Genomic DNA, 26,240 nt, shown 5'->3' with positions numbered 1-26,240 from the left:
CTGCGTGCAAATTTACGCAATTTATTTAGAATATTGGCTATGTATCGGAATAAAAAGAACAACAACGGTTACTCCGATAATATATAATTGATACGTTTTTCAGTGTTCCAAAGTGTCGGGAACGACTGTCTCGTATGATAACATCTGTATTCTTCCTCCTTAGTATTTGACTTAGCACAAATGAAAGCGAGACATATAGGGTCAAGAGTTCTCATCTGTTTACATTCTTCGACAATCTTATCAAGACCATAATAAGAATGTATTATCCTCCAATCCTCAAGTGTACCATATTCCAAGACACGCTGAATGATATGACGCGGATACTTATCCATATCAGCCTGTTCCATATCCATATCCCAGAATAGCATCTTTGACAATCTTGATATACACTCTTTGCTGCTCATTATTAAATTCTTTTCGGTTGCAAAGTTAGTACAAATTAGGCGGATAACAAAAAGATTTATATCATTTTTATTCTCTTTTCGGAATGATATAAGAGAACTCATCAAAGTTTTTCACACCCATTTCTGTAAGTTGTTCACGGCTGCAGGCGATGTCTTCAGGAGTATTATAGTCGGGGATATGAGGCAGGCGCACGGTTATTTTCTCCGCCATTCCTTCATGGGACAGAAGCCACTGCAGGTTAGAGAGCATTCGACCGATTGGGCGCGAGGTGTATCTCTCGTAAATTTCGGCATTCAAATCCTTCACGTCGATGAAGTAATGGTCTATGTATGGCAGCAACCTTTCTATATCATGTCGCTCCACATTGAGTGCGGTTTCGAGCGTTATGTTCCACTCCTTCGGCATAATACGACAGAAATTCTCTATGAACACGCTCCTCAGACACGGCTCACCACCGCCGAAAGTGACACCACCCCCGGAGGCAAGAAAATAGAGGTTGTCCTGCATCACTTCACTAAGCAGTTCTTCGGGTGTGATCTTCTTGAACACACCATCAGCACGAAGACACTCCACATTGAGACAATAGCGACAAGCAAGCGTACACCCATGAAATGCCACGAGCGTCACAACACCCTTACCATCAATGCCGAGCCTATGGCGGCAGATGCCTATCAGAGGTGCTTGAGCATCACTCATCATGTAAATTTATTTTGTATGGCAAATTATATGTACAACGAATCTTCTCTCCAAGACGCGTACCCGGTATCCATTTCGGCATTCCTTTCACCATTTCCACAACAGCCTTGTCAATAGGAGGATATACTGATTTCACCACCTTTATATCAGAAAGAGAGCCGTCTTTCTCAACAATAAAACTCACGACAACCTTTCCTTCCCCATTAAATTCATTCAAAACAGAATTGTCTATACGGACATTCTCAGATATATACTTCATGAATGCTTCATAACCTCCGGGAAACTTAGGCTTCGTTTCAGACACTTTACCTAAAACCATGTCCTTCATAAATGTCGAATCGGGTTCTTGATTTGGCACGAGTCCGCTCAAACGATTGTCTTTATTAAGACCCGACCCGCACGACAACGCAGTCAGACTGGCACCAAGTCCGGCCACAACAACAGCCTTTCCGAGCATACGTCTGATGCTGAGTTGTTGCTCGATATACTTCACTTCCTCTTCGCATTTGGGGCATGTTCCGGCGCAGTCGCCCTCAAAGTTACACACTTCCGGCTCATACTTAATATCGTTCGCATCGGCTATCCGCTTGCGTATATCCTTCAGCGTCTTGCATATTCCTTTTCCTTTGTTCATCGTTCTGTTATTTTAAACAATCGCACTTTACAAACGCAAATTTATAAAAAAAATCGCATTAGTCCAAATATCCGTACAAAAAACGATGCGGTGCCAACCGCTGTCGACACCGCTTTCTTAATCAAAAGAGAAATCTAACCTAATCATAATCATTCATCAGTCGTCATTTAGTTAAATGTGCCATACGGTTTTTCTTATTTGCGAGTTTCGTAATAATCTTAAACCATCTTTGTTTCTTGATGCAAAGATAGTGATTTTTATGTTCGGTAGCAATAGGGAAGTTCCTATACTATAAGGGGATTTTCCCTATTTGTATAGATGAGAGACTAAAAATCTACATTCAGATAACAACATACTTGCAAGCATTATATAACAACCGGTAGAACAAAACGGCCGAATTTGCAAAGCAATTTGGGCGAATTTGCTGACCAATTTCGGCGAAATTGCAGAGCAAATTGGGCGAGATTGGTTTCCAATAAGCCAACTAATGGAGAAAAAAAAGATGCCGTCAGGGCGTAATAATGATGTGAATTTGTTTACAGAATGCTTGAAATTAAGAATGATTTTCTTTTGTTTTTTTCCTTATTTGCAGTATCTTTGCAGGCAGATTCATTCAGAACAATAGAAAAATCATAACGAAATATAATGGAATACGATTTCAGAGCCATTGAAAAGAAATGGCAGGCGCGTTGGGTGGAGCAAAAAACCTACCGCGTTACAGAGGATAAGAAGAAGAAAAAACTATATGTGCTCAATATGTTCCCATACCCTTCAGGGGCCGGACTGCATGTTGGTCACCCTTTAGGATATATAGCCAGCGACATCTATGCACGCTTCAAGCGACTCGAAGGATTCAACGTACTCAACCCGATGGGGTATGATGCCTACGGACTTCCGGCCGAGCAATACGCCATACAGACCGGACAACATCCGGCAAAAACAACGGAAACGAACATCAAACGCTATCGCGAACAACTCGACAAGTTGGGATTCTGTTTCGATTGGGAGCGCGAGGTGCGCACCTGCGAGCCGAATTACTACAAGTGGACGCAGTGGGCATTCATGAAGATGTTCGGCTCTTTCTACAGCAACCGCTCTCTCTCGGCAACCGACGGTGAGGACAAACCGAAAGCAAGGAGCATCGACGAACTCGCAGAATATTTTCGCCTGAATGGTACCGACGGACTCGACCGTTACGGAGTGGCATGCTCGGAAGAACTTACGTTCACCGCCAAAGAGTGGAACTCATGGGACGAGAAACGCCAACAGGAAACATTGATGAACTACCGCATTGCCTATCTCGGCGAAACGATGGTGAACTGGTGTGCCGAACTGGGCACGGTGCTCGCCAACGATGAAGTTGTTGACGGCGTGAGTGTGCGCGGTGGTTATCCTGTGGTGCAGAAAAAGATGCGCCAATGGTGTCTGCGCGTGTCGGCATACGCACAGCGTTTGCTCGATGGTCTCAACACCGTAGATTGGACAGAGTCGCTGAAAGAGACACAGAAGAACTGGATAGGGCGCAGCGAAGGAGCAGAAGTGGAGTTCCGGGTGAAAGATTCTGATAAGTCTTTCACAATCTTCACCACCCGCGCAGATACCATGTTCGGCGTTACGTTCATGGTTCTGGCACCGGAGAGCGACCTCGTAAGCATGCTCACCACCGACAACCAACGAAAGGAAGTGGAAGATTATGTGGCATACGTGAAGAAACGTACCGAACGCGACCGCATCTCCGATAAGAAAGTGACGGGAGTGTTCTCCGGCTCGTATGCCATAAATCCGCTCACCGACGAACCTGTGCCGATATGGATTTCGGAGTATGTGCTGGCCGGTTACGGTACCGGTGCGATTATGGCCGTGCCTGCTCACGACTCACGCGACTATGCTTTCGCCCGCCATTTCGGACTTCCGGTTATTCCGCTTATCGAAGGTGCTGACGTTTCGGAAGAAAGTTTCGATGCAAAGGAAGGAATCGTTTGCAACTCCGAATCGAAAAAACTCTCGCTCAACGGACTCACCGTGAAGGATGCGATTGAAAAGACAAAGCAATATGTTACGGAACAAGGATTGGGACGCGTAAAGGTGAACTTCCGTCTGCGTGATGCCATTTTCTCGCGTCAGAGATACTGGGGCGAACCGTTCCCGGTGTATTATAAAGACAACATGCCATACATGATACCGGAGGAATGTCTGCCACTGGAACTGCCGGAGATAGACCAATATAAACCCACCGAAGACGGACAGCCGCCATTGGGACACGCAAAACTATGGGCATGGGACACCAAGACAAACAGTGTTGTGGAAAAGACTCTCGTAGATAACACCACCGTGTTCCCGTTAGAACTTAACACCATGCCCGGATTTGCCGGTTCAAGCGCATACTATCTGCGATATATGGACCCCAAGAACAACAACGCATTGGTGGGCAAGGAAGCCGACGAATACTGGCAGAATGTTGATCTCTATGTGGGCGGAACGGAACATGCCACCGGTCACTTGATATATTCCCGATTCTGGAACAAGTTCCTTTTCGACATGGGAGTATCGTGCAAGGAAGAGCCATACGAGAAACTTGTGAACCAAGGAATGATACAAGGACGAAGCAACTTTGTTTATCGTGACAACATCGCCACGGCCGAAAAGGGACATCCGGTGTTCGTTTCGCTCAACCTGAAGAAGGAATGCAAGGATGTAACTCCAATCCATGTGGATGTGAACATCGTATCTAACGATGTGCTCGATATAGATGCTTTCAAGTCATGGCGACCCGAATACAGCGATGCCGAGTTCGTGACAGAAAACGGAAAATACATCTGCGGATGGGCAATAGAGAAGATGTCAAAGTCGATGTTCAACGTTGTAAACCCAGACATGATTGTCGAGAAGTACGGCGCAGACACTTTACGACTCTACGAGATGTTCCTCGGACCGGTTGAACAGTCGAAACCTTGGGACACCAACGGTATTGACGGGTGTCATCGTTTCTTGAAAAAACTATGGAATCTGTTCGACAATGCCATTAACGCAACAGGGCCGTCGGCAGCAACGAAAGAATCGCTGAAGAGCCTGCACAAACTCATAAAGAAAGTGACACAGGACATTCCGCTGTTTTCTTACAACACAAGCATCTCGGCATTCATGATATGTGTGAACGAACTCTCGCAACAGAAGTGTAACGACCGCGAAGTTATGAAGACCCTCAGCATACTCATCGCACCATTCGCACCACACATTGCGGAAGAACTATGGGAGCGTATAGGAGGGCTGGGAAGCGTATGCGATGCTGCATGGCCGGCTTTCGACGAGAAATATATGACTGAAAGCAGCATTATGATGGGCGTGGCTTTCAATGGTAAACGACGCTTCGAAATGGAGTTTGCGGCCGATGCTGACAACAAAACCATAGAAGAAACGGTGAAAAACGATGAGCGCACGACGAAATATACCGATGGAAAGAAAATAGTGAAGGTAATAATCGTGCCGAAAAGAATGGTGAACATCGTTCTCGGAGGATTATGAGAACAGATGAAAATACAATAAAACAAATAGTGAATCACTGAAAAATCATTTGTCAACAATGAAAATGAACAAAACATTAATAAGGGCTGAGTTGAGGGATTACATAGGAATTACCCTCGCACTCATATTGTATTCTTTCGGGTTTACATTCTTCCTGATGCCATACAATATCGTTACCGGTGGCGTGGCAGGTATCGCAGCGATTGTGTATTATGCCACATCGTTCCCCAACTCATACACCTACTTCCTTATCAATGCCTCACTTCTTATAATGGCACTGAAGATATTGGGTGTGAAGTTCCTTATGAAAACGATTTATGCCACATTCATGTTGTCGTTCCTTCTGTGGCTGATGAAGGACATAGCACCGGTCGATGATGTCGGGAATATGGTAAAGATACTTGGAGAGGGACAGGATTTCATGTCACTGCTCGTGGGCTGTTTGATGACGGGAACTGCTCTCGGACTAACATTCCTGTATAATGGTAGTACGGGAGGAACCGACATTATCGCTGCGTCTGTGAACAAATACCGTGATTTCTCGTTAGGAACAGTACTTATATTCGTAGATTTCATAATCATCGGAAGTTGTCTTTTCATACCAAAGTTCGGTCCTTTCATCGACCGCATGACAATGGTAGTGTTCGGTTTCTGTACGATGATTATCGAAAACTTCATGCTCGACTATATCATGAATCGTCAGCGACAATCGGTACAGTTCATGATTTTCTCGAAGAAATATAATGAGATTTCCAAAGCACTTGCAGAGGAAACAGACCATACCATGACAATTCTCGATGGCCACGGATGGTACACCGGCAAGGAAATGAAGGTGATAGTGATGCTCGCCAAGAAACGTGAGAGCGCGATAATATTCCGCATCGTGAAGATGATAGACCCCAATGCTTTCGTCAGTCAGAGTGCTGTAATAGGCGTATTCGGTGAAGGATTTGACAAGATAAAGGTGAAAATAAAGAAAAAACATCTTGAAAAGGCAAACAAAACGCTCGAACAACAAATTGAATAAGGAGAGAGAAAAAGATGAAAATAGTATTCGCCACGAACAACAAGAACAAACTGTCGGAGATACGCGGAATACTCGGAGCAGGCTTCGAGGTTGTATCGCTTGCCGAGATAGGGTGTAACGATGACATTCCGGAGACAGGGGCTACACTGATTGACAATGCCATTCAGAAAGCACAATATGTGTTCGACAAATATGGTTACAGTTGTTTTGCCGATGATACGGGTCTTGAGGTGGATGCACTCGGTGGCGAACCGGGCGTACACAGCGCACGATATGCCGAAGGAACCGACCACGACAGTAATGCCAATATGGAAAAACTGTTGCGTAAGTTGGGCGATAACACCAATCGCAAAGCACGTTTCCGCACCGTTATAGCACTGCTTGAGAAACAAGAAAATAAAGAGGGGGGGGTAGGAATTGCCACATTACATACCTTTGAAGGAAAAGTAGAAGGTACTATAATAACCGAAAAACGAGGCAATGAGGGTTTCGGATATGACCCGATTTTTATGCCGGAAGGCTACGATAAGACATTCGCCGAACTCGGTATAGACATGAAGAATATAATTTCTCACCGTGCAAGAGCAGTAAAGAAACTTGCCGGTTATCTTATGAAAAATTAGAAATTCAAAAATAGAAAAAGAGAATATTTCAACGGAAGAACAGAAAAGTATCTTGAATAAATGAAGCATGAACTATCCGTTTTGATACCAATATTCAACTGCCGATGCCGAGATTTGGTTGAATCTCTGCATCGGCAGTTGCGTGTTTTGTCTGTTGATTATGAGATAATCGTTGCGGACGATGGTTCCACAGACGATGATATAATGGGAGAAAACCGGAGCATCACATCATTGGAAAACGTGATACTCATAGAACGTGGTTTCAATTCAGGACGTGCAGTAATAAGGAACTTTCTTGTTAAAAAAGCGCGGTATAACAATCTTTTGTTTCTCGACGGAGACATGAGTTTGAGAAAAGAGGATTTCATAGAATGTTATCTAAACCATAATTCACCCGTCGTTTATGGCGGCTACGACATCATTCACGATGATAATAGGATGATGTCGAACCTGCGATACAGATATGAACGGAAAGCAGAGGGGAACCACAGTGCTGCGATACGAAGCAGAAAACCATATCAAGACTTCCACACGAGTAATTTCATGGCTTCAAAGGAGGTGATGATGCGTTTCCCTTTCGACGAGCGTTTCAGACATTACGGCTATGAGGATGTGCTCTGGGGTAAGACACTTCGCGACAATGACATTGCCATTAAGCATATAGACAACCCGCTGACCTTTGCCGATTTTGAAACAAACCCACAATTCGTGCATAAGACCGAAGAGGCAATGCGGACACTGCGGACATTCTCAAACGAACTGAAAGGATATTCTTCATTGCTCGAATACGAACAAAAGATACGAAAGTTTCATCTCACTCCACTCATGCGAAGCATATACAAACTTCTGCATAAACCATTATTACGCAACTTGGAAAGCAATAATCCGAGCATTTTAAAGTTTAATCTATATAAACTTCTTTACTTCATCGGTGAAGAGAAGCGAAATATTAAATAACATCCAAACCACATTTTTATGAGGAAATACATATTATTGGTTGTCGGAATGATTTTATCGGCAACGCCAAATGCAGCAAGCACAGGACAATGGAATGCCTATATGTCATACAGTAAAATCACTGATATAGAACCGGCAGGTAACAAGATTTATGTACTTGCAAGTGATGACCTCTTCTCCTACAACCTCAATGATAACAGTATCGAGACATACGACAAAGTGAAATCTCTCTCAGATTCAGGAATTTCGTATATAGCATGGTGCAAAGCAGCAAAGAAACTTGTTGTTGTATATAGCAATCAGAACATCGATCTCGTGCATAACGATGGTACTGTGGAGAACAACAGCAGTTTCTATAGAAAGATAATGACCGAAAACAAGAAAGTGTTCTGTCTAATTCTGAATGGTAAATATGCTTATCTCGGCACCGATTTCGGTATCGTTAAATTTGATGTTCAGAACAATGAAATAACCGCTACCTATAACATCGGGCATAAAGTAGAAAAGATAGAGGTGATAAACAATGTCATATTCTGTGAAACAGAAATCGGTATAAGGCGCGGAGACATGAAAGATAACCTGCTCGACCCTGCCAAATGGACAGGTCTGATAAGCGGAGATAATCCTACATTCAAGGACGATAATGGAATAACAACAAACACTGAACAGGGATATACCGAACTGATTGCCTACGACGAGAAGAACAAGTGCTATTGGAGCACTCAGAAAGACGGAAAACTACAGTCGTGGAAACTTGACAACAATGGCAACAGAACAATCACTGTGAGTGGTATTCTGCCGGAAGGTCCTGCATATAATTATTTCACCACGATGCGCTTCTATGGCGACAAACTATATAGTTGCGGAGGAAGTTTTACACGTTGGGGAGACCTGTATCGTCCCGGGTGCATACAGACATTCGACGGAAAAGAATGGTTCAATTATGAAGACAATCTCGAACAGAAAACAGGAATAAAGTATATCGACATTATGGACTTCGACATTGACCCTACATATAAGGACGGTGTTCGTCTCATGGCCGGTGGAAGAACAGGAATGTATGAGTTTATAGATGGAAAATTCGTGAAACTATACAACACCGACAATTCTTTGTTGCAGTCTGCCTATACCGTTTTGAAAAATTCTTTCGTAATAGTATCGGGACTGAATTACGACAAAAAAGGAAATCTCTGGGTACTCAACGGAATGACATATAATACATGTCTGCTGAAATACGGAGCGGATAAGAAATGGGAAAGAATTATTAAACCTCAGTTGATACAGGAATCGGATAAAAACGTTGCACTTCACTATCCGTCACATTCGTTTATAGACAGTAACGGACTGCTGTGGTTCACGAACGACTTCTGGCAACTGCCAAGTTTCTATTGTTTCAATCCTGAGAATAATGCACTCTTACAATATAAAGAAGAATTCAAAAATCAAGATGGAACAAAATATAATGTAAACGCCATAGAGTCGATAATGGAGAGCAGAGACGGTAATATATGGATTGGAAGTAGCGGAGGACCGGCATATCTTCCGAAAGATCTGATTGGAAAACAAGGCCAAGTACTCGTACAAATGAAAGTACCGCGCAACGATGGAAGTAATCTTGCCGACTACCTGCTCAACGGAGTAAACATAAACTGCATGGCAGAAGATCCTGCCGGACGTAAATGGTTTGGCACTTTCTCTGACGGAGTGTATCTCATTGACAGCGACAACATCACCGAACTGAAGCACTTCACTGCCGAAAACAGCAGTCTTCTTGACAATGCGATAGAGTCAATAGCTATAAACAACAGAACCGGAGAAGTGTTCTTCGGAACGCCAAAGGGTCTTTGTTCGTACATGAGTAATGCTTCGCAGAGCAACGACGAAATGGACGAAGACAAAGTATATGCCTATCCAAATCCTGTTAAGCCTGACTACAACGGACTGATAAGTGTGGTAGGGCTTACGTTTAATGCTGATGTGAAGATAACAACAAGCAATGGTGTACTCGTCAATCAAGGGCGAAGCAACGGAGGTATGTACACTTGGGATGGTCGCGATCTTAACGGTAAACGTGTGGCATCTGGCATCTATATGGTACAGACGGCAACTGCCAGTGGCGAGGTGGGCACGGTGTGCAAAATTGCCATTGTCAACTGACAGACATTTTCATGGAAAGGAAACAATGGATTGATACGTTACGAGGACTCTGTATGATTGCTATTCTGCTGTATCATACGGAGATTTACTATTCCGGTAACTACATCATTCCATACCAATGCTATGTCCATAATGCGCTGACTGTATTCTTTTTCGTCTCCGGTTATCTGTTCTGCGGTAATATTTCAGGCGGTTTCAAGTTCTCTTTTACCAATAAAATAAGGTCGATATTCAAGACATTTATCGTCCCTTATTTCATTTTTACGACTCTAATCGGCATTATGAAAATTGCGGTAGGCAACGAAGAACCGCTCGAAGTATTTCTGAAAATAATTCTCGGAAAGGCTTCATGGTTTGTCGCTGCCCTCATTGTGGCAGAATTGTTGCTCTCGGTCACGATGTTGATAACGCGTGGAAAAATCATTCTGTTATCAATAGTTGTCGCTCTATCATTTGCCATGGCATTCATTCTCGGTAATAAACACATGCCAAGTCCACTATTCTATGAACAGAACTTATGGTATATAAACGATGCCTTTCTTGCTTTAGGGATAATGATTTGTGGGATATTCTATCATCGGTATGAAGCACTTTTCAACCGTTTCAACAATATATTATATACATCATTACTATTTATTATTTCATTAATATCAAAAATTATTATTATGTACTATGATTTAAACACAGTTATCGGAAGTATTGAAATATCTAACATTCCGTTATTCATTGCAGATATAGGTATCGTTACATTATTCCTTGTGAATATCAGTAAATTATTGGGCAAACTTAATATTATAAGTTGGACGGGAGCACATTCTCTGGTTTATTATTTCTTTTGTGGTGCAATACCATTTGCAGTAACCATGGTTTTCAATAAAATAGGATTCGAATATCATAACTATTGGCAGATACCGATTGCATTTTTTACCATATACTCCCTCTGTACCATTGTTGCATTTATCATATACAGATATTTTCCGGTATTGGTAGGTAAAAACAAGAAGGGAATTTTGGCTATTATTGTACTTATGTTTACATTCTCTACAGAAATATCAGCACAGACTTTCGATGAAATGAAAGCAAACATAAACGAAAATTCATTGCCACTGATAAATATTAAAGTAGATGTGAACAATATAAAAAAAGAGACATACACAGATGGAGAAATAGAAATTTTTGATCCTAAAGGAAATTTCTCCCAAAGTCATAAATGCAAGTTACGTTATCGTGGTTCGTCTTCTTTGAAATACGAAAAGAAATCGTTTGCCGTGAAAATGATTGACGAAAAAGGCGAAGATTTGGACTGTAATCTCTTCGATATTCGTGAAAAAGGAAACAGTTGGATTCTTGATGCAATGGCAATTGATAAACTACGCATGCGCAATATTCTATGTTTCACTATATGGAATGAGTTTGGAAAAACACCATACGAAACAAAATTTGACAACCGTAACGGCATAAAAGGAAGATATGTTGAGGTTTGTCTGAATGGAAACTACCATGGTTTATATTGTCTTTCTGATAAAATAGACCGAAAACTCTTAGGTCTAAAAAAATATAAGAAGAAAGACAATAAAATTCATGGCCTACTTTATAAAGGTATTTCATGGGGAAGTTCTAGCAATCTTGAGTCGTATGATGAGGCTCCTACAGATCAAGTAAAATGGAATACATGGGAACTTAAATATCCTGAAGACATGCCTTCTGAACTTACATGGCAACCACTTATCGATTTCATAAATTTTAATTCTAAGTCAACAAGTGATGAAGATTTTCTTAGTAATTATAATGATTATTTTTATGTGGATAACTTTCTTGATTATCTCATATTCATAAATACTCTCGGAATTACAGATAATTTATACAAGAATTCCTACCTTTCACTGAAAGATATTGACGAAGACCATAAAATTATGATTACTCCATGGGATATGGACAGCAGTCTTAGAAGGCTTTATAACAGTGAAGAAAACAATAATGTATTTGATGTTGTCTCGTGTATAAAGAACGTTTCTCCTACGAAAAGACTTTATAAATATAATAAAGATAATTTCTTGAACAAGATGACAAATCGTTGGAATGAATTGTCAGAGACTTCTCTGAAACCTGAACATGTGAAAAGTTTGATGGAGAGCAATGCTGAAATACTAAACAAATCTATGGCATGGCAACGCGAAAGAACGAAATGGAACAATAATCCTGTGGAACTTTCAACAACTATTCAAGACGAGATAAATTTTATAATGGAGTGGTATACAATGAACTACCATATTGTCAATTCTACAATGAAAAACATTATAACAGGAATTGAAGAAAAAATTACTGAGCAGGAACAAAAAAATAATGCAATTTTTGACATGCAAGGAAGGAAAGTAACAAATCCGAAACATGGTATATATATAAAGGATAACAGTAAATTTGTAGTAAAATAACTGTTTTTGAAAAAATAATTTTCACTTAAATATTTCCTTAAATAGCTAGACTGTAATATCGCAGTCTAGCTATTTTTCATTTATTTTTCTGAGAAAATACGGTGTATTGCCTTTTCTTATACAACTCTGTTCTGACTCCCATTTTGCTGAACTGCTTCACCATTCGATAGTCACGATTGATGAGTTCTATTTCTTCATCCGATAGATTGAAAACGTTGGAATAGAATACATATTGCTCCTTTCCGGTAAAATCGGCCCATTGTCGATGGTCATTGTTCAAATCTACACCGTCTATTTCTCCGTTGTTGGGAAAGAAAGTAGCGACATTCTTGACATCAATTTTTCTATCATCTATATAGTCTATCATATCACGACGAACATCCCAGTAATTTAATTGTGCCAAAGAAGAATCCCATCCTTGCGCCATTTTATCGGGATAAACAATGAAATTGCCTGCTATTAAGGCCAAGAGCATAAAGAAATAAATCGCTTTACGGTGCACATATTCGCGCAACATCATAACAGCAAGCAATGCCAACAGCAAATAACTAACCGTGAAATAACGGTGACCAATGGGATTCACTATAAACAAACTTATACCCCAAACCACAGAAGTGGAACCGATGGCGACAACCAATATATTGCGATATTGAATGTTCTTCCAACCTCGACGCAACAGAAGAGTAATTACTATGAACAATAATGGTACAATCCTACCAAAATCAATAAACCGCTGAACAACAACAGCAATATTCCAAGAGAAATTCTTGAAAAATCCGATGAGAGAGCCATAACCGGTAGCATCACCCCAAGTGCTTTCAGGATTTGATATTATCCAACCTTTGAATATCAGTCGCCAAACAATGAAAATAAGCGCAGGCAAAGAACCAATTACGTATGATTTCCACTTGATAAAACCTCGATGAAGAAAAATATCAACTAAAAACAGTCCTCCACATAGCATCATTCCACGCAAGGATACAATGCCGAGAAAAGCCAGTCCCAATGATTTCTTCCACATACAACCACGTAACATTCCGTTCAAGGCAAGCAGAAAAAAGAATATAAGTGGCACTTCTGTCGTTACAAGTGTCATCTGAGACAGCAGCGTAGCATCGGCAATGACAAACAAAAATGCTGCAATAGCATCACTTCTCCTATTGAAATAATAACTACATAGATCCCAAACCTGCCATAATATACCGAAAACAAATGGTAAGAGAACAAGATGAGAAACCATTAACGACCTCCCAAAAATACTCCATGAAGCAGCCATTAACGTCGCAATGAACGGTGGATGACCCGGATCGGTAGCCGTAGGAATACTTCCCCAAGTAAATATCCCGTTTTCATATAAAGCGTTTCCCATCGCAGACACAAACGTTGTGTTGTCCCAGAATATTCCTGTCTGTAAACCTGCAATACCTATCAATAATGTGAGTAGTCCGAATATCAATATCTTTTTTGTCATCTCTTTCTTCTATAACGCAAATGCAAAAATAATAAAAGAATTCCTTAAACCTACCAATATCATAAAAAATATGTGTTGATAACCATGTGGAAAACCATGTTAATAACTTATCTTATATCCACACATATAACATAGCACTATTAATTATGCGTATAACTGTGGTTTTATTTACGCTTTTTGAAAAACTTTTCCACAGAAAATTGATAGAAAAAGATATAAACTTATTAAATTTGCAGACAGAAAATAAAATTGTGGATAAACCACTTAAATTACTAATAAATAAAGAATAATACTCTTGATAAACTGTTTATAAAAGCGAGCAAGGTGTTGAAAACAAAATAACAGAAAACAAACTGAAAAGTTTTCCACATTTTCCACACCATATCATACTCATATTCTATCTTATTTTGAAGAAAAAAAGAAAAAGATAAAATAATAATGTTATGTTGAAAAACGAATGGAAGGAGAAAGGGTTCGTTGACGAACCGATAGCAGAAGGAACTGATTTGAAGACTGAGATAAGACGTCTTTGCAAAGAAAAAGATGCTGTGATTCTTGCTCATTACTATACTGTGGGCGAGATACAGGAGGTTGCCGATTTTATCGGTGATTCGTTGGCATTGGCTCAGAAGGCTGCAAAGACTGACGCTAAAATAATAGTGATGTGTGGAGTGCATTTCATGGCAGAGACCTGTAAGATACTTTGTCCTGAGAAAATGGTTCTATGTCCTGATCTTAATGCCGGTTGTTCGCTTGCCGATTCATGTAAGGCAGAAGACCTTAAGAAATACAAAGAGGAACATCCGGGATATAAAGTGGTGAGTTATGTAAATACAACCGCTGACGTGAAAGCACTGACAGACATTGTTGTTACAAGCGGAAATGCCAAGAAGATAGTTGACAGTATGCCGAAAGATGAAAAGATTATTTTCGGTCCCGACTATAATCTTGGGTCTTATATCAATTCTGTAACCGGTAGGGAAATGTTGTTGTGGAATGGCGGTTGCCATGTGCATGAGCGTTTCTCGGTGGAAGGTATAATAAGATTGAAGAAAGAACATCCGGATGCTTTGGTACTTGCACATCCCGAATGTAAAGGTTCGGTGCTTACACTTGCCGATGTTGTTGGTTCCACTGCGGTTATATTGAAGCATTGTATAGAGAGTGATAAGAAAGAGTTTATCATTGCTACGGAGTCAGGAATACTTCATGAAATAGAACGTCAGTGTGAAGGAAAAACATTCTATCCCGTTCCTCCGGAAATGAGTGAAGACACTATCGGATGTTCTTGCAATGAATGTAATTACATGAAACTAAATTCTCTCAGTAAGATATATAATGCTTTGAAATACGAGTGGCCTACGGTTGATGTTCCTGAAGATATACGCAAAGAGGCCGTGAAGCCTATTGAGCGTATGCTGGAATTGAGTTGAAACAGCATTTATATCATATATGGGAAAACGTATAGAAAGCCTTGATTTTCTTAAGGCTTTTCTTGTTCTTACCGTACTTACCGAACATTATTTCGGAACTTCGTGTTTCGATAATGTCGGTAAGCACGATTTCCCCATGCTTTTTTGGTTCTGTGAAATTACGAATGCTTTCTTCAGAGGACAGAGTGTTCCTGTTTATTTCTTCATTTCAGGTTATCTGTTTTTCCTTGGAGGTAATTTTTCTTTTGATAAATACTTCAAGAAAATAAAGAGTAGGGTAAAATCATTGTTGTTTCCTTATATAATATGGAATACTATTGCCGTAATAATGTTGGTCGCTGTACTTTCTTCCACATTAATATCAATGATGAAATTCGGCAATCATATTGATTTTTCTATACTTAATTTGCTGTCATGCTATTGGATATATGATGGCCATCTCGCAGGAGTTGATATTCCTTCATCTAATGCTCCTCTGAATATGCCGTTATGGTATATCCGTGACCTGATAGTAATGGTTGTTATATCACCTGCAATCGGTTGGCTTTTAAGAAAGGTCGGAGTCATATTTCTTCTTATTGTGTTCGGATTATGGATATATACTTCGATAGAAATACCTTTTATATATTACCCGAAAGAAGCGATGTTTTTCTTTTCATTGGGTGCTTTCTTTTCTTTAAAAGGAAAAGACATTATGCTTTTTTCTACTTGCTGGTTCAAGTTTTTATTGTTAATATATATTCTTATAAGTATTTTATTGACAATAGGAGGATATTACGAGATAAAGAATATATTCCTTCTGAAATTCTTGAATATAATGGTTGGTCTGTTGTTATCAATTTCATTTGCTTCATATATTTCCAAAGGAAAGTTAATTACAGGTACGAAAAAATATTTTGGCAGTGCTTTATTCATATATCTTTCACACGGACTAATAAACAGCAAGATAATAAAAATATTCATCTTGCTTATCAATCCGGATAGCGACATGGGATATATAACGTTGCTGCTTCTTTCTTATTTTTCGAGCATATTGCTCCTTTATTCGCTATATAAAGCACTTGACAGATTTGTTCCTCGTGTGTTATCGGTATGCATAGGACGGTGAGTGGTTATGAAAAGAATTGGCAAGAGATTTTTTTCTCATATTATTTTATTGTTATCTGATTTTTGTATATCTTTGTATTCAAAAGAAAAAGGTTATGGCAAGGGATTATTTATGGCGTGATGAATACTGGCTTTTGCTGATGCAACTATATCTTAAGAAGCCGGCGGGAGTGAAGCCTTTGTATAGCAAACCGCTTGTTGACTTGAGTATAGAATTGCACATACCGCCTAAGGTGTTGCATGAAAAGATGTTCAGGCTGCGCAGTATTGACACTCCGAGAATAGAAAGGCTTTGGAGTACCTATGGTAACAGTCCCCAGAAACTTGCCAAGGGAGTGAGAATGTTGCGCCAGATGAACGGATTCAGCAATGCAGAAGAATTCTATGACGGCGTTGAGGTGAATGAAAGTTTTGAGAAATATTTTCGTCCGATAGACGGAAGACCGGATTTAAAACCGGTGATGTTGGTGATGATTCTAAATCTTTATTTCCGATTAACACCGATAACTATGGTTGAGGACACACCGGAGATACAGCATTTGGCAAAAAAAATGAAGATAAAACCGAGTGTGGTGGTTGAAGTGATGGATATATTCCGGATATTCGACCCATACTTGAAAAACGAAGAAATGATATTCAGCAATCTTCTCAACCCATGTCAACAAGTGTGGCAACGGTTCGGGAATGATAATTTGGAAGAACTGTCGGCATTGTCGGCACTATTGGTGGAGTATTTTTAATCATTATGTCGCAAAGATTAATACAGACTCAGGAACAAAAACTGGTGCAGCAACAGAAACTTACGCAACAGCAAATGTTGCAGGTGAAGTTGCTGGAGATGCCTATTGCCGAACTCGAACAGAGTGTTCAAGCCGAAATAGACGATAATCCGGCATTGGAAACGGCCTCTACCGATAACGAAGAATATGCTGATGAATCATCTCCTATCGATATAGAAGAAGATGATGAGAATTTTGAACAGCGCACGGAGAGGGAGGAAAGAAAAGACGAACTCGACAATGTGCTGCAGAATATGGTTGGTGATGATGAGATGCCGGAAGCGAGTGGTCCGTCGATTGGGAGTTATGCAAATGCAGATTATGAGGAGATAACCTACGGCGATCGTACTTCTTTCTACGACAAACTGAAAGAACAGATGGGTGAACTTGACCTCAACGACCAACAACGGGAAATAATGGAGTATATCGTGGGGTCTCTCGACAACGACGGATTACTGAGAAAAAAGACAGATATTATAGTTGACGAACTTGCCATATACCATAATATATATACTTCTGAAAATGAAGTAAACGAGATATTGGAGGAAATACAGGAGTTCGATCCTGCCGGAATAGGGGCGCGAACACTGAAAGAATGTTTGCTGATACAGATAGAACGCAAGCAAGCGAATCCTATAAGACTGATATTGCGCGACATAATAGACAACCACTATGACGACTTCATCGGCAAGCGTTGGGACAAAATAGCGCATACAATGGGCATCAGCGATGATGATATGGCACGTATTCACGAGGAAGTACAGCGTCTTAACCCGAAACCCGGTGCATCTTTGGGAGAGGCAGAGGGACGAAACATGCAGCAGATAACGCCCGACTTCATCGTAGATACTTCCGATGACGGCACTATAACATTCTCGATAACGAAAGGAAGAGTGCCCGAACTCTATGTGAGCGACTCTTTCTCAGACCTCGTAAAGATGTATCAGAAAGACAAGGGCAGTTTGAACACCAAAGAGAAAGAGGCTTTGATTTATGCAAAAGAGAAAATAGATAGGGCACAAGGCTTCATTGAGGCTATAAAACAACGTCGCAATACGTTGTATGTTACCATGCGTGCAATCATCGATATACAGAGAAAATATTTCAGAGATGGCGATGAAGGCGACCTCAAGCCGATGATACTGAAAGATGTTGCCGACCGAACGGGACTTGACATAAGCACCGTATCGAGGGTGAGCAATCGTAAATATGCACAGACAAGATGGGGTACGTTCAGACTCAGACACTTCTTTAGTGACAGCATAAAGACCGAAAGCGGCGAAGAACTGTCCACAAGGAAACTGAAAACAATTCTCCGTGAGATAATCGATGGTGAGGATAAGCGCAAACCATTGGGTGATGAGGCTCTTAGCAAAGAGATGAAACGACGTGGATTTCCCATTGCACGACGCACGGTTTCGAAATATCGTGAACAGATGGGAATACCGGTAGCAAGATTGAGAAAGTCATGACAGAGAAGAGATTGATACTTGCTTCTAGGGTGATAAGTTCCATTATATCACCGTTCTATCTGCCTGTATTCGGCATGATAGTACTGTTCATGTTCACATATCTCGGCATGCTCGATACTTGGATAAAGTTGCGCGTGCTGTTCATTGTCTATCTATTCACGGTGGCAATTCCCACGTATCTTATTCGTTTGTATCACTATTACCACGGCTGGACACCCATTCAGATAGGTTCTAAGGAACGACGCATGGTGCCATACGTTATAGCAATCGTTTGTTACTTTATATGTTATTACATCTTAAACCTGCTCCACATGCCGCATTTCATCGGTACGGTGATTGTTGCGGCACTCGTTTTGCAGGTGGTGTGTGCTCTCGTCAATCTTCGTTGGAAGGTATCCACCCATTCTGCAGCCATTGGCGGCGTGATAGGTGCGCTCATAGCGTTCTCGTTCCTTTTCACTTTCAATCCCACATGGTGGCTGTTTTTCCTGTTCTTCATGGCGGGATTGGTGGGCACGAGTCGCATGATACTCCGCCAGCACACTCTTTTAGAGGTGTCTATGGGTTTCCTAATTGGTATAGTGGTGGCTTTCCTCGCAGTGATGTATTACAGAAATATAGTATAGAATATAATTTTAATGAAATAGAAATATATAACTTATGAATCCACAGGTAAGTATAATAATGGGCAGCACGAGTGATATGCCTGTTATGGAAAAGGCAATGAAGTTTCTCGATGAGATGGAAATACCGTTCGAGGTGAATGCTCTCTCGGCTCACCGCACACCGAAAGCAGTAGAAGATTTTGCACTAAATGCCGCCTCTCGTGGCATAAAGGTTATTATTGCCGGTGCAGGCATGGCTGCGGCTTTGCCCGGTGTCATCGCGGCACAGACCACATTGCCGGTAATCGGTGTGCCTATAAAAGGTTCGGTGCTCGACGGTGTCGATGCGTTATACAGTATTCTACAGATGCCCCCGGGCATTCCGGTAGCCACGGTTGCCATAAATGGTGCTATGAATGCCGCAATACTTGCAATGCAGATGATTGCACTCGACGATGAAGTGGTTGCAAAGAGATTTGCTGATTATAAGTCGGGACTTGGCAAGAAGATTGAAAAGGCAAACAAGGAACTGGAGGAAGTAAAGTTTAAGTATAGAGTTTAGTATGGGTTCTAATCGTAGATTAACTTCTGTAACTAAAGTCGGTAAGGTTGCTATCGGTGGTGATAATCCTATCCGTATTCAGTCGATGGCAACCACAGACACCAACGATACTGAGGCATCGGTGGCGCAGGCAAAGCGTATTATTGATGCCGGAGGCGAACTGGTGCGCTTCACCACGCAGGGTGTTCGTGAGGCAGAGAACATGAAGAATATATCTGCCGCACTGCGCACAGAGGGATATGACACTCCTCTTGTTGCCGATGTTCACTTCACTGCGCATACTGCCGATGTTGCGGCGCAGTACTGCGAGAAGGTGAGAATCAATCCCGGAAACTATGTTGACCCGGGTCGCACGTTCAAACATCTTGAATATACGGATGAAGAATATGCCGACGAACTGAAAAAGATAGAGCGTAAACTCGTTCCGTTCCTGAACATCTGTAAGCAACATCATACGGCAGTGCGCATCGGAGTGAATCATGGTTCGCTGTCAGACCGCATCATGTCGCGCTACGGAGATACTCCTGCGGGAATTGTGGAGAGTTGTATGGAGTTTCTGAGAATATGCCGACGTGAGGATTTCAACGATATTGTAATATCCATCAAGGCATCTAACACGGTGGTGATGGTGACTACCGTGCGGTTGCTCGTGGAAACAATGGACAAGGAAGATATGCACTATCCGTTGCATCTCGGTGTAACCGAGGCGGGCGAAGGTGAGGATGGGCGCATAAAGAGTGCAGTAGGCATAGGTGCTTTGCTTACTGAAGGAATCGGAGACACTATCCGTGTGTCGCTCTCTGAAGAACCGGAGGCTGAAATTCCTGTTGCCCGTAGTCTTGTGGAACTTGTGCCTGAGTGTGCAGAACTGCGCCGTAATGCCATTATAAAAGATGACACTCTATTCCTTGACATCACAGCAAAGACGTGGGAGGAACTGCAACTTAAAGCATCAATGGCTTCCGGAGCAATACTGATAGACAAACGTGCACACAATCTTTGCATATCGTGTGGGGCATTCGCCGACGGAAACAACGCTCCTACGAAAGATGAACTTATCTCTCTTCAGGATTCTATCCTACAAGCGGCACGCATCAAATTCACCAAGACAGAATATATCTCATGCCCGGGTTGCGGTAGAACGCTCTATGACTTGCGTTCCACAATAGCACGAATAAAGGAGGCTACCAAGGGCATGGTGGGTGTGAAGATTGGCATAATGGGCTGCATCGTGAACGGCCCGGGTGAGATGGCGGATGCCGATTACGGATATGTCGGTGCAGGACGTGGCAAAATAAGCCTCTATAAAAATAAAGAGTGCGTATTGAAAAACATTCCTGAAGAGGAGGCCGTTGACCGTCTTCTTGAACTGATTGCTGCCGACCGAACTACTACTTAAACAACATTTGAATAAAGGTATGGCTGCCCATCACTTCTTTCACTTTGGCAAGCGAACCGCGAAGTGATACGAACTCGCTCAGTCCGACATGTGTATCGGTGGGCGAATGCCAGTCGTATGTATATCCGAGTTGTGTCCAAGGATATGGATTTTCCGGTTTATAGGCGAGTGAGAGGTTATACTCAAACCAGTCACGATGATTTTCCGACACTCCTTCGGGGTATGTCAGTTGTGCTGTGTTGTCGTTAGTTTCCGGGTCGCGCGATGGTCTGAACAGTGTTTTTGCGTCAATATACATCAGCACCACTTGCGTGTTCTGCGACTCCATAGGCAGTCCCAGCATCTGAATCATTCTCATTCTGCTCTCCACAGAGTCCATTTCCGCAAAGCACCCTGCTTTCTTTTTCCATTCCGAAGGCACCGTAACCCACGATTCGTTTGCTGCAAGGCGGAACGTATCGGTGGAGTTTCTATACAAAGCAGCATATTTTTCTTTCATGAATGAGGCAACGAGCACCATATCGGTATCGCCAATCCTTATCCATTCTTGCCCGTTATTGTCATCTGTTTTGTTGATAATCACCAGCGTGTTGACCAATTTTTCAGGTGTCGGTGTTGATGCATCTTCCACTGCTTGCTTGTAAAGTGCATGCAGTGTTACCGTATCTTCATGCCAAACGCTCTTCTTCTGCTGCCTCTCTTCACCATTACTTGCCAAGCAATAACTAACCGACAGCATCAGCATAACCGATAAAACAAAACTCTTTTCAATTCTTTTCGTTTTCATAATCTTCATAAATCATTTAGTTTTCATTTCAATTTCGTGTTCACACCAATATTAGTTTCCACGTTACAAAGATACAAAATAAAAAAACCGAAAGCAAGGAAATATTATTTTTTCTCCATTTTTTATTATGACACATATTATTAGGCATAATGAACATTTTATATGCTAAAAAGCTCTCTAATGTCTATTACGCCTCTTTTTTTGGTTGTTTTTCCTCTTTCGATTATCTTTAAAATGTATCTTATCGTTATTTTATTGAATTGTACTGATTTGAGTAAATTAGGCTCAACGGATAATTATAGTCGTTAATAAATGAATCTTTTTTTTGATCTTGTATCTACCATTTTCTTTTTATAATCTGGTGGTGTCTTCTTAAAGTTCTTATCATTTTTTTGTTGACTCATTCTCTTCTTTTGGAAATGTCTTAGTGAGTCAATGTCAAGCGTTGCTGACAAAACCACAGCTTTGTTATCAACCGTATTTCCTCCCTTCGCCTTCAGAAGGTCCATCTTCATATGAGGGCCTGGCATCGTTACACGACTGTCACCAAAATGCGACACATTACTCAATATAAAGTAGCAGTGCATATCACGAGCCATTGATTCTGCAATATTGTTAAAATAATAAGTATCTTTATTGAATACTGGACTATATATGGCATCTATTTTTGAATAGAAGTACGATCGTTCCACTATGCTCGCCAACTCAAAGCAATAATAACTAGTAAATACATGCCCATGCCAATGATACAGATTTTGCCACGCTTTTGTAGAATTAGGTATCTTTAGTTTCTTTTTATTAACTATACAATCTATCTCATCGGGTGCATAGTGGTTCTTTAGTCTAATTACAGGCACAGCATCCCTTTGCCCAAAAAGCGTTATCGGCAAACAAGTTATTACATAGTTATAAACTACACGCTTTCTCACAACATATTCTATACCAGAAACAAATGCTACTTCATGATTAGCAGAATAAAGGCAATATCCCATAAGTTCGTAGATTGGCAATGCAAGTTCTGGCAAGACAAAAATATCAGTCTTGTATATTTTAGTTATCTGGTCTAAAATATTGTCAAAAATATCAAACTTTTTGGTATCAACAATACCATATTTGTCAATAACATCTATAGCATCTTTTTCCTTAATATCCATTTCCACTACTGACACAGTTTGTTGATTATTTTTCTGTGATGTAGGGGAGAAATCAACATTGAATTCCGTCACTTTATCATCATAACTTTTAGGCGGTCGGCAGAATTCCTTCCAATAGGATTTTTTCTCAACATGATTTAGTTCACAATATATTTCAAATGCCCGTTTATAAACATAATCTGGTTTATATACTTCGCCCAAACTCAATGCACTCACTATGGCATAATACTTCACATAATATGGCATCCATCGGTAACTCTGCAACTCTTCCCGATACTTTAAATTATTTATGGTCAACCTTACACCCTCATAAGTAAAACGATCTGCAAATTCCTGAAGCGGTAGTTGGTTATAGTGCATACGCACCATAAATGTTTCAAGATAAACGGAATCTACCTTTTGACTAACTCGGTGTAAACTCATGGCCAAATTACGTGATTGTTCCAAATGGAACGTTAGGCTTTTCTTTAAACACTCCATCCCAGCTTCTTTGTCTTCTCCAAACAAACCATTTTCTGACTCTAATAATTCAATCTGCCGTTGTACGTTTTTTACAAAGTCTGAAACATATTCTTCCCTGTCTGCTAATACGAATACTGTCATCAGTCGTTCCCACAACTGATAATGTTTTATCAGATATCCTTCTTTGAAGTAGTTATAAACTTTCTCTACCTCTTCAAAATGCTTGTAATCCTTACCATATTTCGCTAATCTGGAAGCCAGTTTTGCAAGATAAATGGCCAGTTTATACCTGTTCTCTTCTAGAATGTTGAATCTGCGTCCTGGTTCCTCTTCTGAATCAAAGGTATTAACCAGAGTCACAAATTCCAAGTTCACATTGCCTGTATCAACGTCGTCTGTCAAGAATCGGAATTCACTACTTCGCTCCATCTGTCCTTGTGCAAATTCGTCAAGTGACGATTGAGACAACAAACAGTTAAAGCGGTAAACATATAGTTTGTCTTTTTGTAGTTCAAATGTGCGTAACCGTTTATATTCTTTTTTAGACGCAAAAGCAAATATGAACTTACCGTCTTTGTCTTCTATTAGATCAGGAAGTTCATTATTAACATTATCTATCAAAGTTTCTGCTGCAGGTTTGGATTTTAGAACAACCATACAGTCATCAACATATCTTCCGTAATAATATGGTTTTTTTTCATTTTTGGTAATAAAATCATCAAGCGGACTTAGATACCAATTGGCTAACACATGGGCACTCATCAGCGTTAATGGCAAAGTTCTTTTTTCATCATTATTACCCTTAAACACATCTATATCCGTTTCTTGGACGATTTCCCAATATCTTTGATAAACCTTGACAATGGCTTTTGTCAGCATATTTTCACTTAGTTTGTCATCTGGCCAGTACTTGTCATAATAAGAAAAGAATTCATTAAAGTCGAAATCAATGGAATGATAGCAATTGCTAATATCAAAATTGATAATTGTTATATTTTCTTTATTTTTAATATGTTTGTTAGCTTCCTTGATACCATTCCCCCACCATTTTTTATATTGACCATGATACTTTATGAACAAAGCATTTCCATTCCGTACTCTACTATTATTGTGTGTGAGATCCATTCTATTACCATAACTATGGCTATAAAGTTTACTATCAACCTTAAATCCATATAACAGAAGCCATGCAACATCAAGTATACAGAGTTCAACAGGAATATTTGCCTTCACCAATAATTTCTCAACTTTCATTATATGGGGCGGGATATTAGTTATAACATGGTTGTCTATATTTTTATTATTGTTTGAAACTTTTTTAGGATAGAATGACAGTTCCATCTCATCGAGCCAACTATTAAGAATATTGTCGTTATTCCCTTTTGCCACACTCAACAAGTTATTAAAAATGCGTTTTTCTTCATTCTTAGAAGATATTTTTTTTGCAAATGTAGCTACGCGATACCGCATTACCATGTCCGTCTTATCGAAATAAGTGGCTGTAAGAAGCTTTCTGAAAGCTGTTTTTAAAATAGCAGTGGTTATTGTTGTCATAATCGTTACTTTTCTATTATATTATAGTTTCCACGTGAAGGCATGTCTTCATTATTTTTTCGCTTTATTATTAGCCAATTTTCTTTTTGTATAGATATTTTGCCATGTTTCTTACTCTTTCTTGCAACTCAATCATCTTTTGCATCAATTCTTCGAAATTTAACGAGTTACCATAGATGAAAAAGCGTCGCATGTCTGTATAGTCGGCTTTCCATGCTTCTATTTCTTGCTTAGGTATCATAAAATTAATTGTTAAAGGATGATGAAGGTCGTAATTTACATATTTCAAAGCATAGTATGCTCTGCGATGCTCGACTATGGCCTCATAGAGCGCATGGTCAGCCAGCGCATCTTTTCCATATTCGGTATCCATAAGTTTCTCCAAATCGTACAAATGGCGAGACATACGAACACTTCTAGGTTTTTCTTTTTGGAATTCTTCAGCTAGTAAGAATAACTTTTCCAAGAACGTGCGGGTTGGAATCACGGTTCTTATTGTACAATTAGTATCAGTATCTTCATCTTCAAACGTATCTCCAATTAGTGAACGGATTTGACGTTCCTCGGTTGGTTCGTCCATTGAAAGACAACTGATTTCAATCTTAACACGAGGTGGAATATAGTTAATAGTATCTTCTAAGATGGAAGGATAATGCAGTATAATTACCGTAGGATCTTTGTCTGAGTCAAATGGCTTCCATTCCCCATTTTTATCCTGTAATTGGGTGACATTCTTAATGGTATATCCCTTGATACCCATTTTTTTTAATTGTGTATCTAGTTGAAGAGAAAGAGTCTCTTGGATGTACTTTCGAGATAATTTCTTTAATTTGTCACGCTGATTTTTGTTTGTCTTTTCAATTCCGAAGAATGAGTGGCTAATAGCCAGGTCGATGTCTTCAGAAATTTTATCACAACTTGCGATAATTTTTCTTATCGCAAGTAAAATATTATCCAAAGTACGACTTTTGCATGACTGATTATTAATTGCTTATCAGGGAT

At 40.3% G+C, this 26,240-nt stretch carries 20 protein-coding genes; 13 read left to right on the top strand and 7 right to left on the bottom strand.

Annotated elements, in window-relative coordinates; translation table 11 throughout:
- Positions 1 to 68: 68 nt before the first annotated feature.
- The 3 genes from EHV08_RS07475 to EHV08_RS07465 all read right to left on the bottom strand — a co-directional run bounded on the left by EHV08_RS07475 (position 69) and on the right by EHV08_RS07465 (position 1,735).
- Positions 69 to 404: a DUF6922 domain-containing protein gene (locus tag EHV08_RS07475; protein WP_126678720.1), complete on the bottom strand. Its 336-nt coding sequence runs from the start codon at positions 402 to 404 to the stop codon at positions 69 to 71.
- 67 nt (positions 405 to 471) lie between these two features.
- Positions 472 to 1,104 carry a radical SAM protein gene (locus EHV08_RS07470; RefSeq protein ID WP_126678719.1) on the bottom strand — a complete coding sequence of 211 codons (633 nt, stop codon included), beginning with the start codon at positions 1,102 to 1,104 and terminating at the stop codon, positions 472 to 474.
- A complete protein-coding gene (locus EHV08_RS07465; RefSeq protein WP_126678718.1) occupies positions 1,094 to 1,735 on the bottom strand; it encodes an energy transducer TonB in 642 nt (213 codons plus the stop codon). Before EHV08_RS07465 ends, EHV08_RS07470 begins: the two co-directional genes overlap by 11 nt.
- 645 nt (positions 1,736 to 2,380) lie before the next feature.
- Between EHV08_RS07465 and leuS the strand changes: the two genes are divergently transcribed.
- Genes leuS through EHV08_RS07435 form a run of 6 tightly spaced genes read left to right on the top strand, consistent with a single transcriptional unit; the run spans position 2,381 to position 12,453 of the window.
- The gene (gene leuS, locus EHV08_RS07460; RefSeq protein WP_126678717.1) at positions 2,381 to 5,257 is read left to right on the top strand and encodes a leucine--tRNA ligase; all 2,877 of its coding nucleotides are present in this window, start codon (positions 2,381 to 2,383) and stop codon (positions 5,255 to 5,257) included.
- Positions 5,258 to 5,315: 58 nt separating this feature from the next.
- On the top strand, positions 5,316 to 6,284 hold the full coding sequence (locus tag EHV08_RS07455) for a YitT family protein (protein ID WP_126678716.1): 969 nt from the start codon (positions 5,316 to 5,318) through the stop codon (positions 6,282 to 6,284).
- A gap of 14 nt (positions 6,285 to 6,298) precedes the next feature.
- Positions 6,299 to 6,907: a non-canonical purine NTP diphosphatase gene (locus tag EHV08_RS07450; protein WP_126678715.1), complete on the top strand. Its 609-nt coding sequence runs from the start codon at positions 6,299 to 6,301 to the stop codon at positions 6,905 to 6,907.
- A 60-nt stretch (positions 6,908 to 6,967) separates the two neighbouring features.
- Positions 6,968 to 7,864, top strand: a complete 897-nt coding sequence (locus EHV08_RS07445) for a glycosyltransferase family 2 protein (RefSeq protein WP_126678714.1) — start codon at positions 6,968 to 6,970, stop codon at positions 7,862 to 7,864.
- Positions 7,865 to 7,882: 18 nt separating this feature from the next.
- Positions 7,883 to 10,021, top strand: a complete 2,139-nt coding sequence (gene porZ, locus EHV08_RS07440) for a type IX secretion system anionic LPS delivery protein PorZ (RefSeq protein WP_126678713.1) — start codon at positions 7,883 to 7,885, stop codon at positions 10,019 to 10,021.
- A gap of 11 nt (positions 10,022 to 10,032) precedes the next feature.
- Positions 10,033 to 12,453, top strand: coding sequence for a CotH kinase family protein (locus EHV08_RS07435; protein ID WP_126678712.1), 2,421 nt, complete (start codon positions 10,033 to 10,035; stop codon positions 12,451 to 12,453).
- Between the two features lie 76 nt (positions 12,454 to 12,529).
- Here the strand turns inward: EHV08_RS07435 and EHV08_RS07430 are convergent, their stop codons facing one another.
- The gene (locus EHV08_RS07430) at positions 12,530 to 13,924 is read right to left on the bottom strand and encodes an ArnT family glycosyltransferase (protein ID WP_126678711.1); all 1,395 of its coding nucleotides are present in this window, start codon (positions 13,922 to 13,924) and stop codon (positions 12,530 to 12,532) included.
- 443 nt (positions 13,925 to 14,367) lie between these two features.
- Here EHV08_RS07430 and nadA point away from each other — a divergent pair, with 443 nt between their 5' ends.
- The 7 genes from nadA to ispG all read left to right on the top strand — a co-directional run bounded on the left by nadA (position 14,368) and on the right by ispG (position 21,281).
- Positions 14,368 to 15,357 (top strand): quinolinate synthase NadA, encoded by a 990-nt coding sequence (nadA, locus tag EHV08_RS07425; RefSeq protein WP_126678710.1) that lies wholly within the window; start codon positions 14,368 to 14,370, stop codon positions 15,355 to 15,357.
- Positions 15,358 to 15,376: 19 nt separating this feature from the next.
- Entirely contained in the window at positions 15,377 to 16,465 is a 1,089-nt protein-coding gene (locus EHV08_RS07420; RefSeq protein WP_126678709.1) for an acyltransferase family protein, read from the top strand.
- Positions 16,466 to 16,559: 94 nt separating this feature from the next.
- Positions 16,560 to 17,204 (top strand): hypothetical protein, encoded by a 645-nt coding sequence (locus EHV08_RS07415; protein ID WP_126678708.1) that lies wholly within the window; start codon positions 16,560 to 16,562, stop codon positions 17,202 to 17,204.
- Between the two features lie 5 nt (positions 17,205 to 17,209).
- The gene (rpoN, locus tag EHV08_RS07410; RefSeq protein ID WP_126678707.1) at positions 17,210 to 18,715 is read left to right on the top strand and encodes an RNA polymerase factor sigma-54; all 1,506 of its coding nucleotides are present in this window, start codon (positions 17,210 to 17,212) and stop codon (positions 18,713 to 18,715) included.
- On the top strand, positions 18,712 to 19,341 hold the full coding sequence (locus tag EHV08_RS07405; RefSeq protein ID WP_126678706.1) for a phosphatase PAP2 family protein: 630 nt from the start codon (positions 18,712 to 18,714) through the stop codon (positions 19,339 to 19,341). Before rpoN ends, EHV08_RS07405 begins: the two co-directional genes overlap by 4 nt.
- Before the next feature lie 34 nt (positions 19,342 to 19,375).
- A complete protein-coding gene (purE, locus tag EHV08_RS07400; protein WP_126678705.1) occupies positions 19,376 to 19,882 on the top strand; it encodes a 5-(carboxyamino)imidazole ribonucleotide mutase in 507 nt (168 codons plus the stop codon).
- A gap of 1 nt (position 19,883) precedes the next feature.
- The gene (gene ispG, locus EHV08_RS07395; RefSeq protein WP_126678704.1) at positions 19,884 to 21,281 is read left to right on the top strand and encodes a (E)-4-hydroxy-3-methylbut-2-enyl-diphosphate synthase; all 1,398 of its coding nucleotides are present in this window, start codon (positions 19,884 to 19,886) and stop codon (positions 21,279 to 21,281) included.
- On the opposite strand, the gene EHV08_RS07390 is transcribed toward ispG, so the two are convergent.
- The 3 genes from EHV08_RS07390 to EHV08_RS07380 all read right to left on the bottom strand — a co-directional run bounded on the left by EHV08_RS07390 (position 21,274) and on the right by EHV08_RS07380 (position 26,196).
- Positions 21,274 to 22,068: a hypothetical protein gene (locus EHV08_RS07390; RefSeq protein ID WP_126678703.1), complete on the bottom strand. Its 795-nt coding sequence runs from the start codon at positions 22,066 to 22,068 to the stop codon at positions 21,274 to 21,276. The genes ispG and EHV08_RS07390 overlap by 8 nt on opposite strands.
- Before the next feature lie 305 nt (positions 22,069 to 22,373).
- Positions 22,374 to 25,238 carry an RNA-directed DNA polymerase gene (locus EHV08_RS07385; RefSeq protein WP_126678702.1) on the bottom strand — a complete coding sequence of 955 codons (2,865 nt, stop codon included), beginning with the start codon at positions 25,236 to 25,238 and terminating at the stop codon, positions 22,374 to 22,376.
- Positions 25,239 to 25,308: 70 nt separating this feature from the next.
- Positions 25,309 to 26,196 (bottom strand): nucleotidyl transferase AbiEii/AbiGii toxin family protein, encoded by an 888-nt coding sequence (locus EHV08_RS07380; protein WP_238988039.1) that lies wholly within the window; start codon positions 26,194 to 26,196, stop codon positions 25,309 to 25,311.
- Between the last annotated feature and the right edge of the window lie 44 nt (positions 26,197 to 26,240).

The sequence above is a fragment of the Prevotella koreensis genome (genome assembly GCF_003977605.1).
GTDB lineage: Bacteria > Bacteroidota > Bacteroidia > Bacteroidales > Bacteroidaceae > Prevotella > Prevotella koreensis.
This window is presented reverse-complemented; position numbering and strand designations above follow the sequence as displayed.

Excerpts from the sequence above, each read along its gene's own strand:
- EHV08_RS07415 (WP_126678708.1), top strand. The coding sequence starts at position 16,560 with ATGGCAAGGGATTATTTATGGCGTGATGAATACTGGCTTTTGCTGATG.
- purE (WP_126678705.1), top strand. The coding sequence starts at position 19,376 with ATGAATCCACAGGTAAGTATAATAATGGGCAGCACGAGTGATATGCCT.
- EHV08_RS07465 (WP_126678718.1), bottom strand. The coding sequence starts at position 1,735 with ATGAACAAAGGAAAAGGAATATGCAAGACGCTGAAGGATATACGCAAG.
- EHV08_RS07470 (WP_126678719.1), bottom strand. The coding sequence starts at position 1,104 with ATGATGAGTGATGCTCAAGCACCTCTGATAGGCATCTGCCGCCATAGG.
- EHV08_RS07420 (WP_126678709.1), top strand. The coding sequence starts at position 15,377 with ATGGGAAAACGTATAGAAAGCCTTGATTTTCTTAAGGCTTTTCTTGTT.
- ispG (WP_126678704.1), top strand. The coding sequence starts at position 19,884 with ATGGGTTCTAATCGTAGATTAACTTCTGTAACTAAAGTCGGTAAGGTT.
- nadA (WP_126678710.1), top strand. The coding sequence starts at position 14,368 with ATGTTGAAAAACGAATGGAAGGAGAAAGGGTTCGTTGACGAACCGATA.
- EHV08_RS07455 (WP_126678716.1), top strand. The coding sequence starts at position 5,316 with ATGAAAATGAACAAAACATTAATAAGGGCTGAGTTGAGGGATTACATA.
- EHV08_RS07450 (WP_126678715.1), top strand. The coding sequence starts at position 6,299 with ATGAAAATAGTATTCGCCACGAACAACAAGAACAAACTGTCGGAGATA.
- rpoN (WP_126678707.1), top strand. The coding sequence starts at position 17,210 with ATGTCGCAAAGATTAATACAGACTCAGGAACAAAAACTGGTGCAGCAA.
- EHV08_RS07435 (WP_126678712.1), top strand. The coding sequence starts at position 10,033 with ATGGAAAGGAAACAATGGATTGATACGTTACGAGGACTCTGTATGATT.
- porZ (WP_126678713.1), top strand. The coding sequence starts at position 7,883 with ATGAGGAAATACATATTATTGGTTGTCGGAATGATTTTATCGGCAACG.
- leuS (WP_126678717.1), top strand. The coding sequence starts at position 2,381 with ATGGAATACGATTTCAGAGCCATTGAAAAGAAATGGCAGGCGCGTTGG.
- EHV08_RS07475 (WP_126678720.1), bottom strand. The coding sequence starts at position 404 with ATGAGCAGCAAAGAGTGTATATCAAGATTGTCAAAGATGCTATTCTGG.
- EHV08_RS07390 (WP_126678703.1), bottom strand. The coding sequence starts at position 22,068 with ATGAAAACGAAAAGAATTGAAAAGAGTTTTGTTTTATCGGTTATGCTG.
- EHV08_RS07405 (WP_126678706.1), top strand. The coding sequence starts at position 18,712 with ATGACAGAGAAGAGATTGATACTTGCTTCTAGGGTGATAAGTTCCATT.
- EHV08_RS07385 (WP_126678702.1), bottom strand. The coding sequence starts at position 25,238 with ATGACAACAATAACCACTGCTATTTTAAAAACAGCTTTCAGAAAGCTT.
- EHV08_RS07445 (WP_126678714.1), top strand. The coding sequence starts at position 6,968 with ATGAAGCATGAACTATCCGTTTTGATACCAATATTCAACTGCCGATGC.
- EHV08_RS07430 (WP_126678711.1), bottom strand. The coding sequence starts at position 13,924 with ATGACAAAAAAGATATTGATATTCGGACTACTCACATTATTGATAGGT.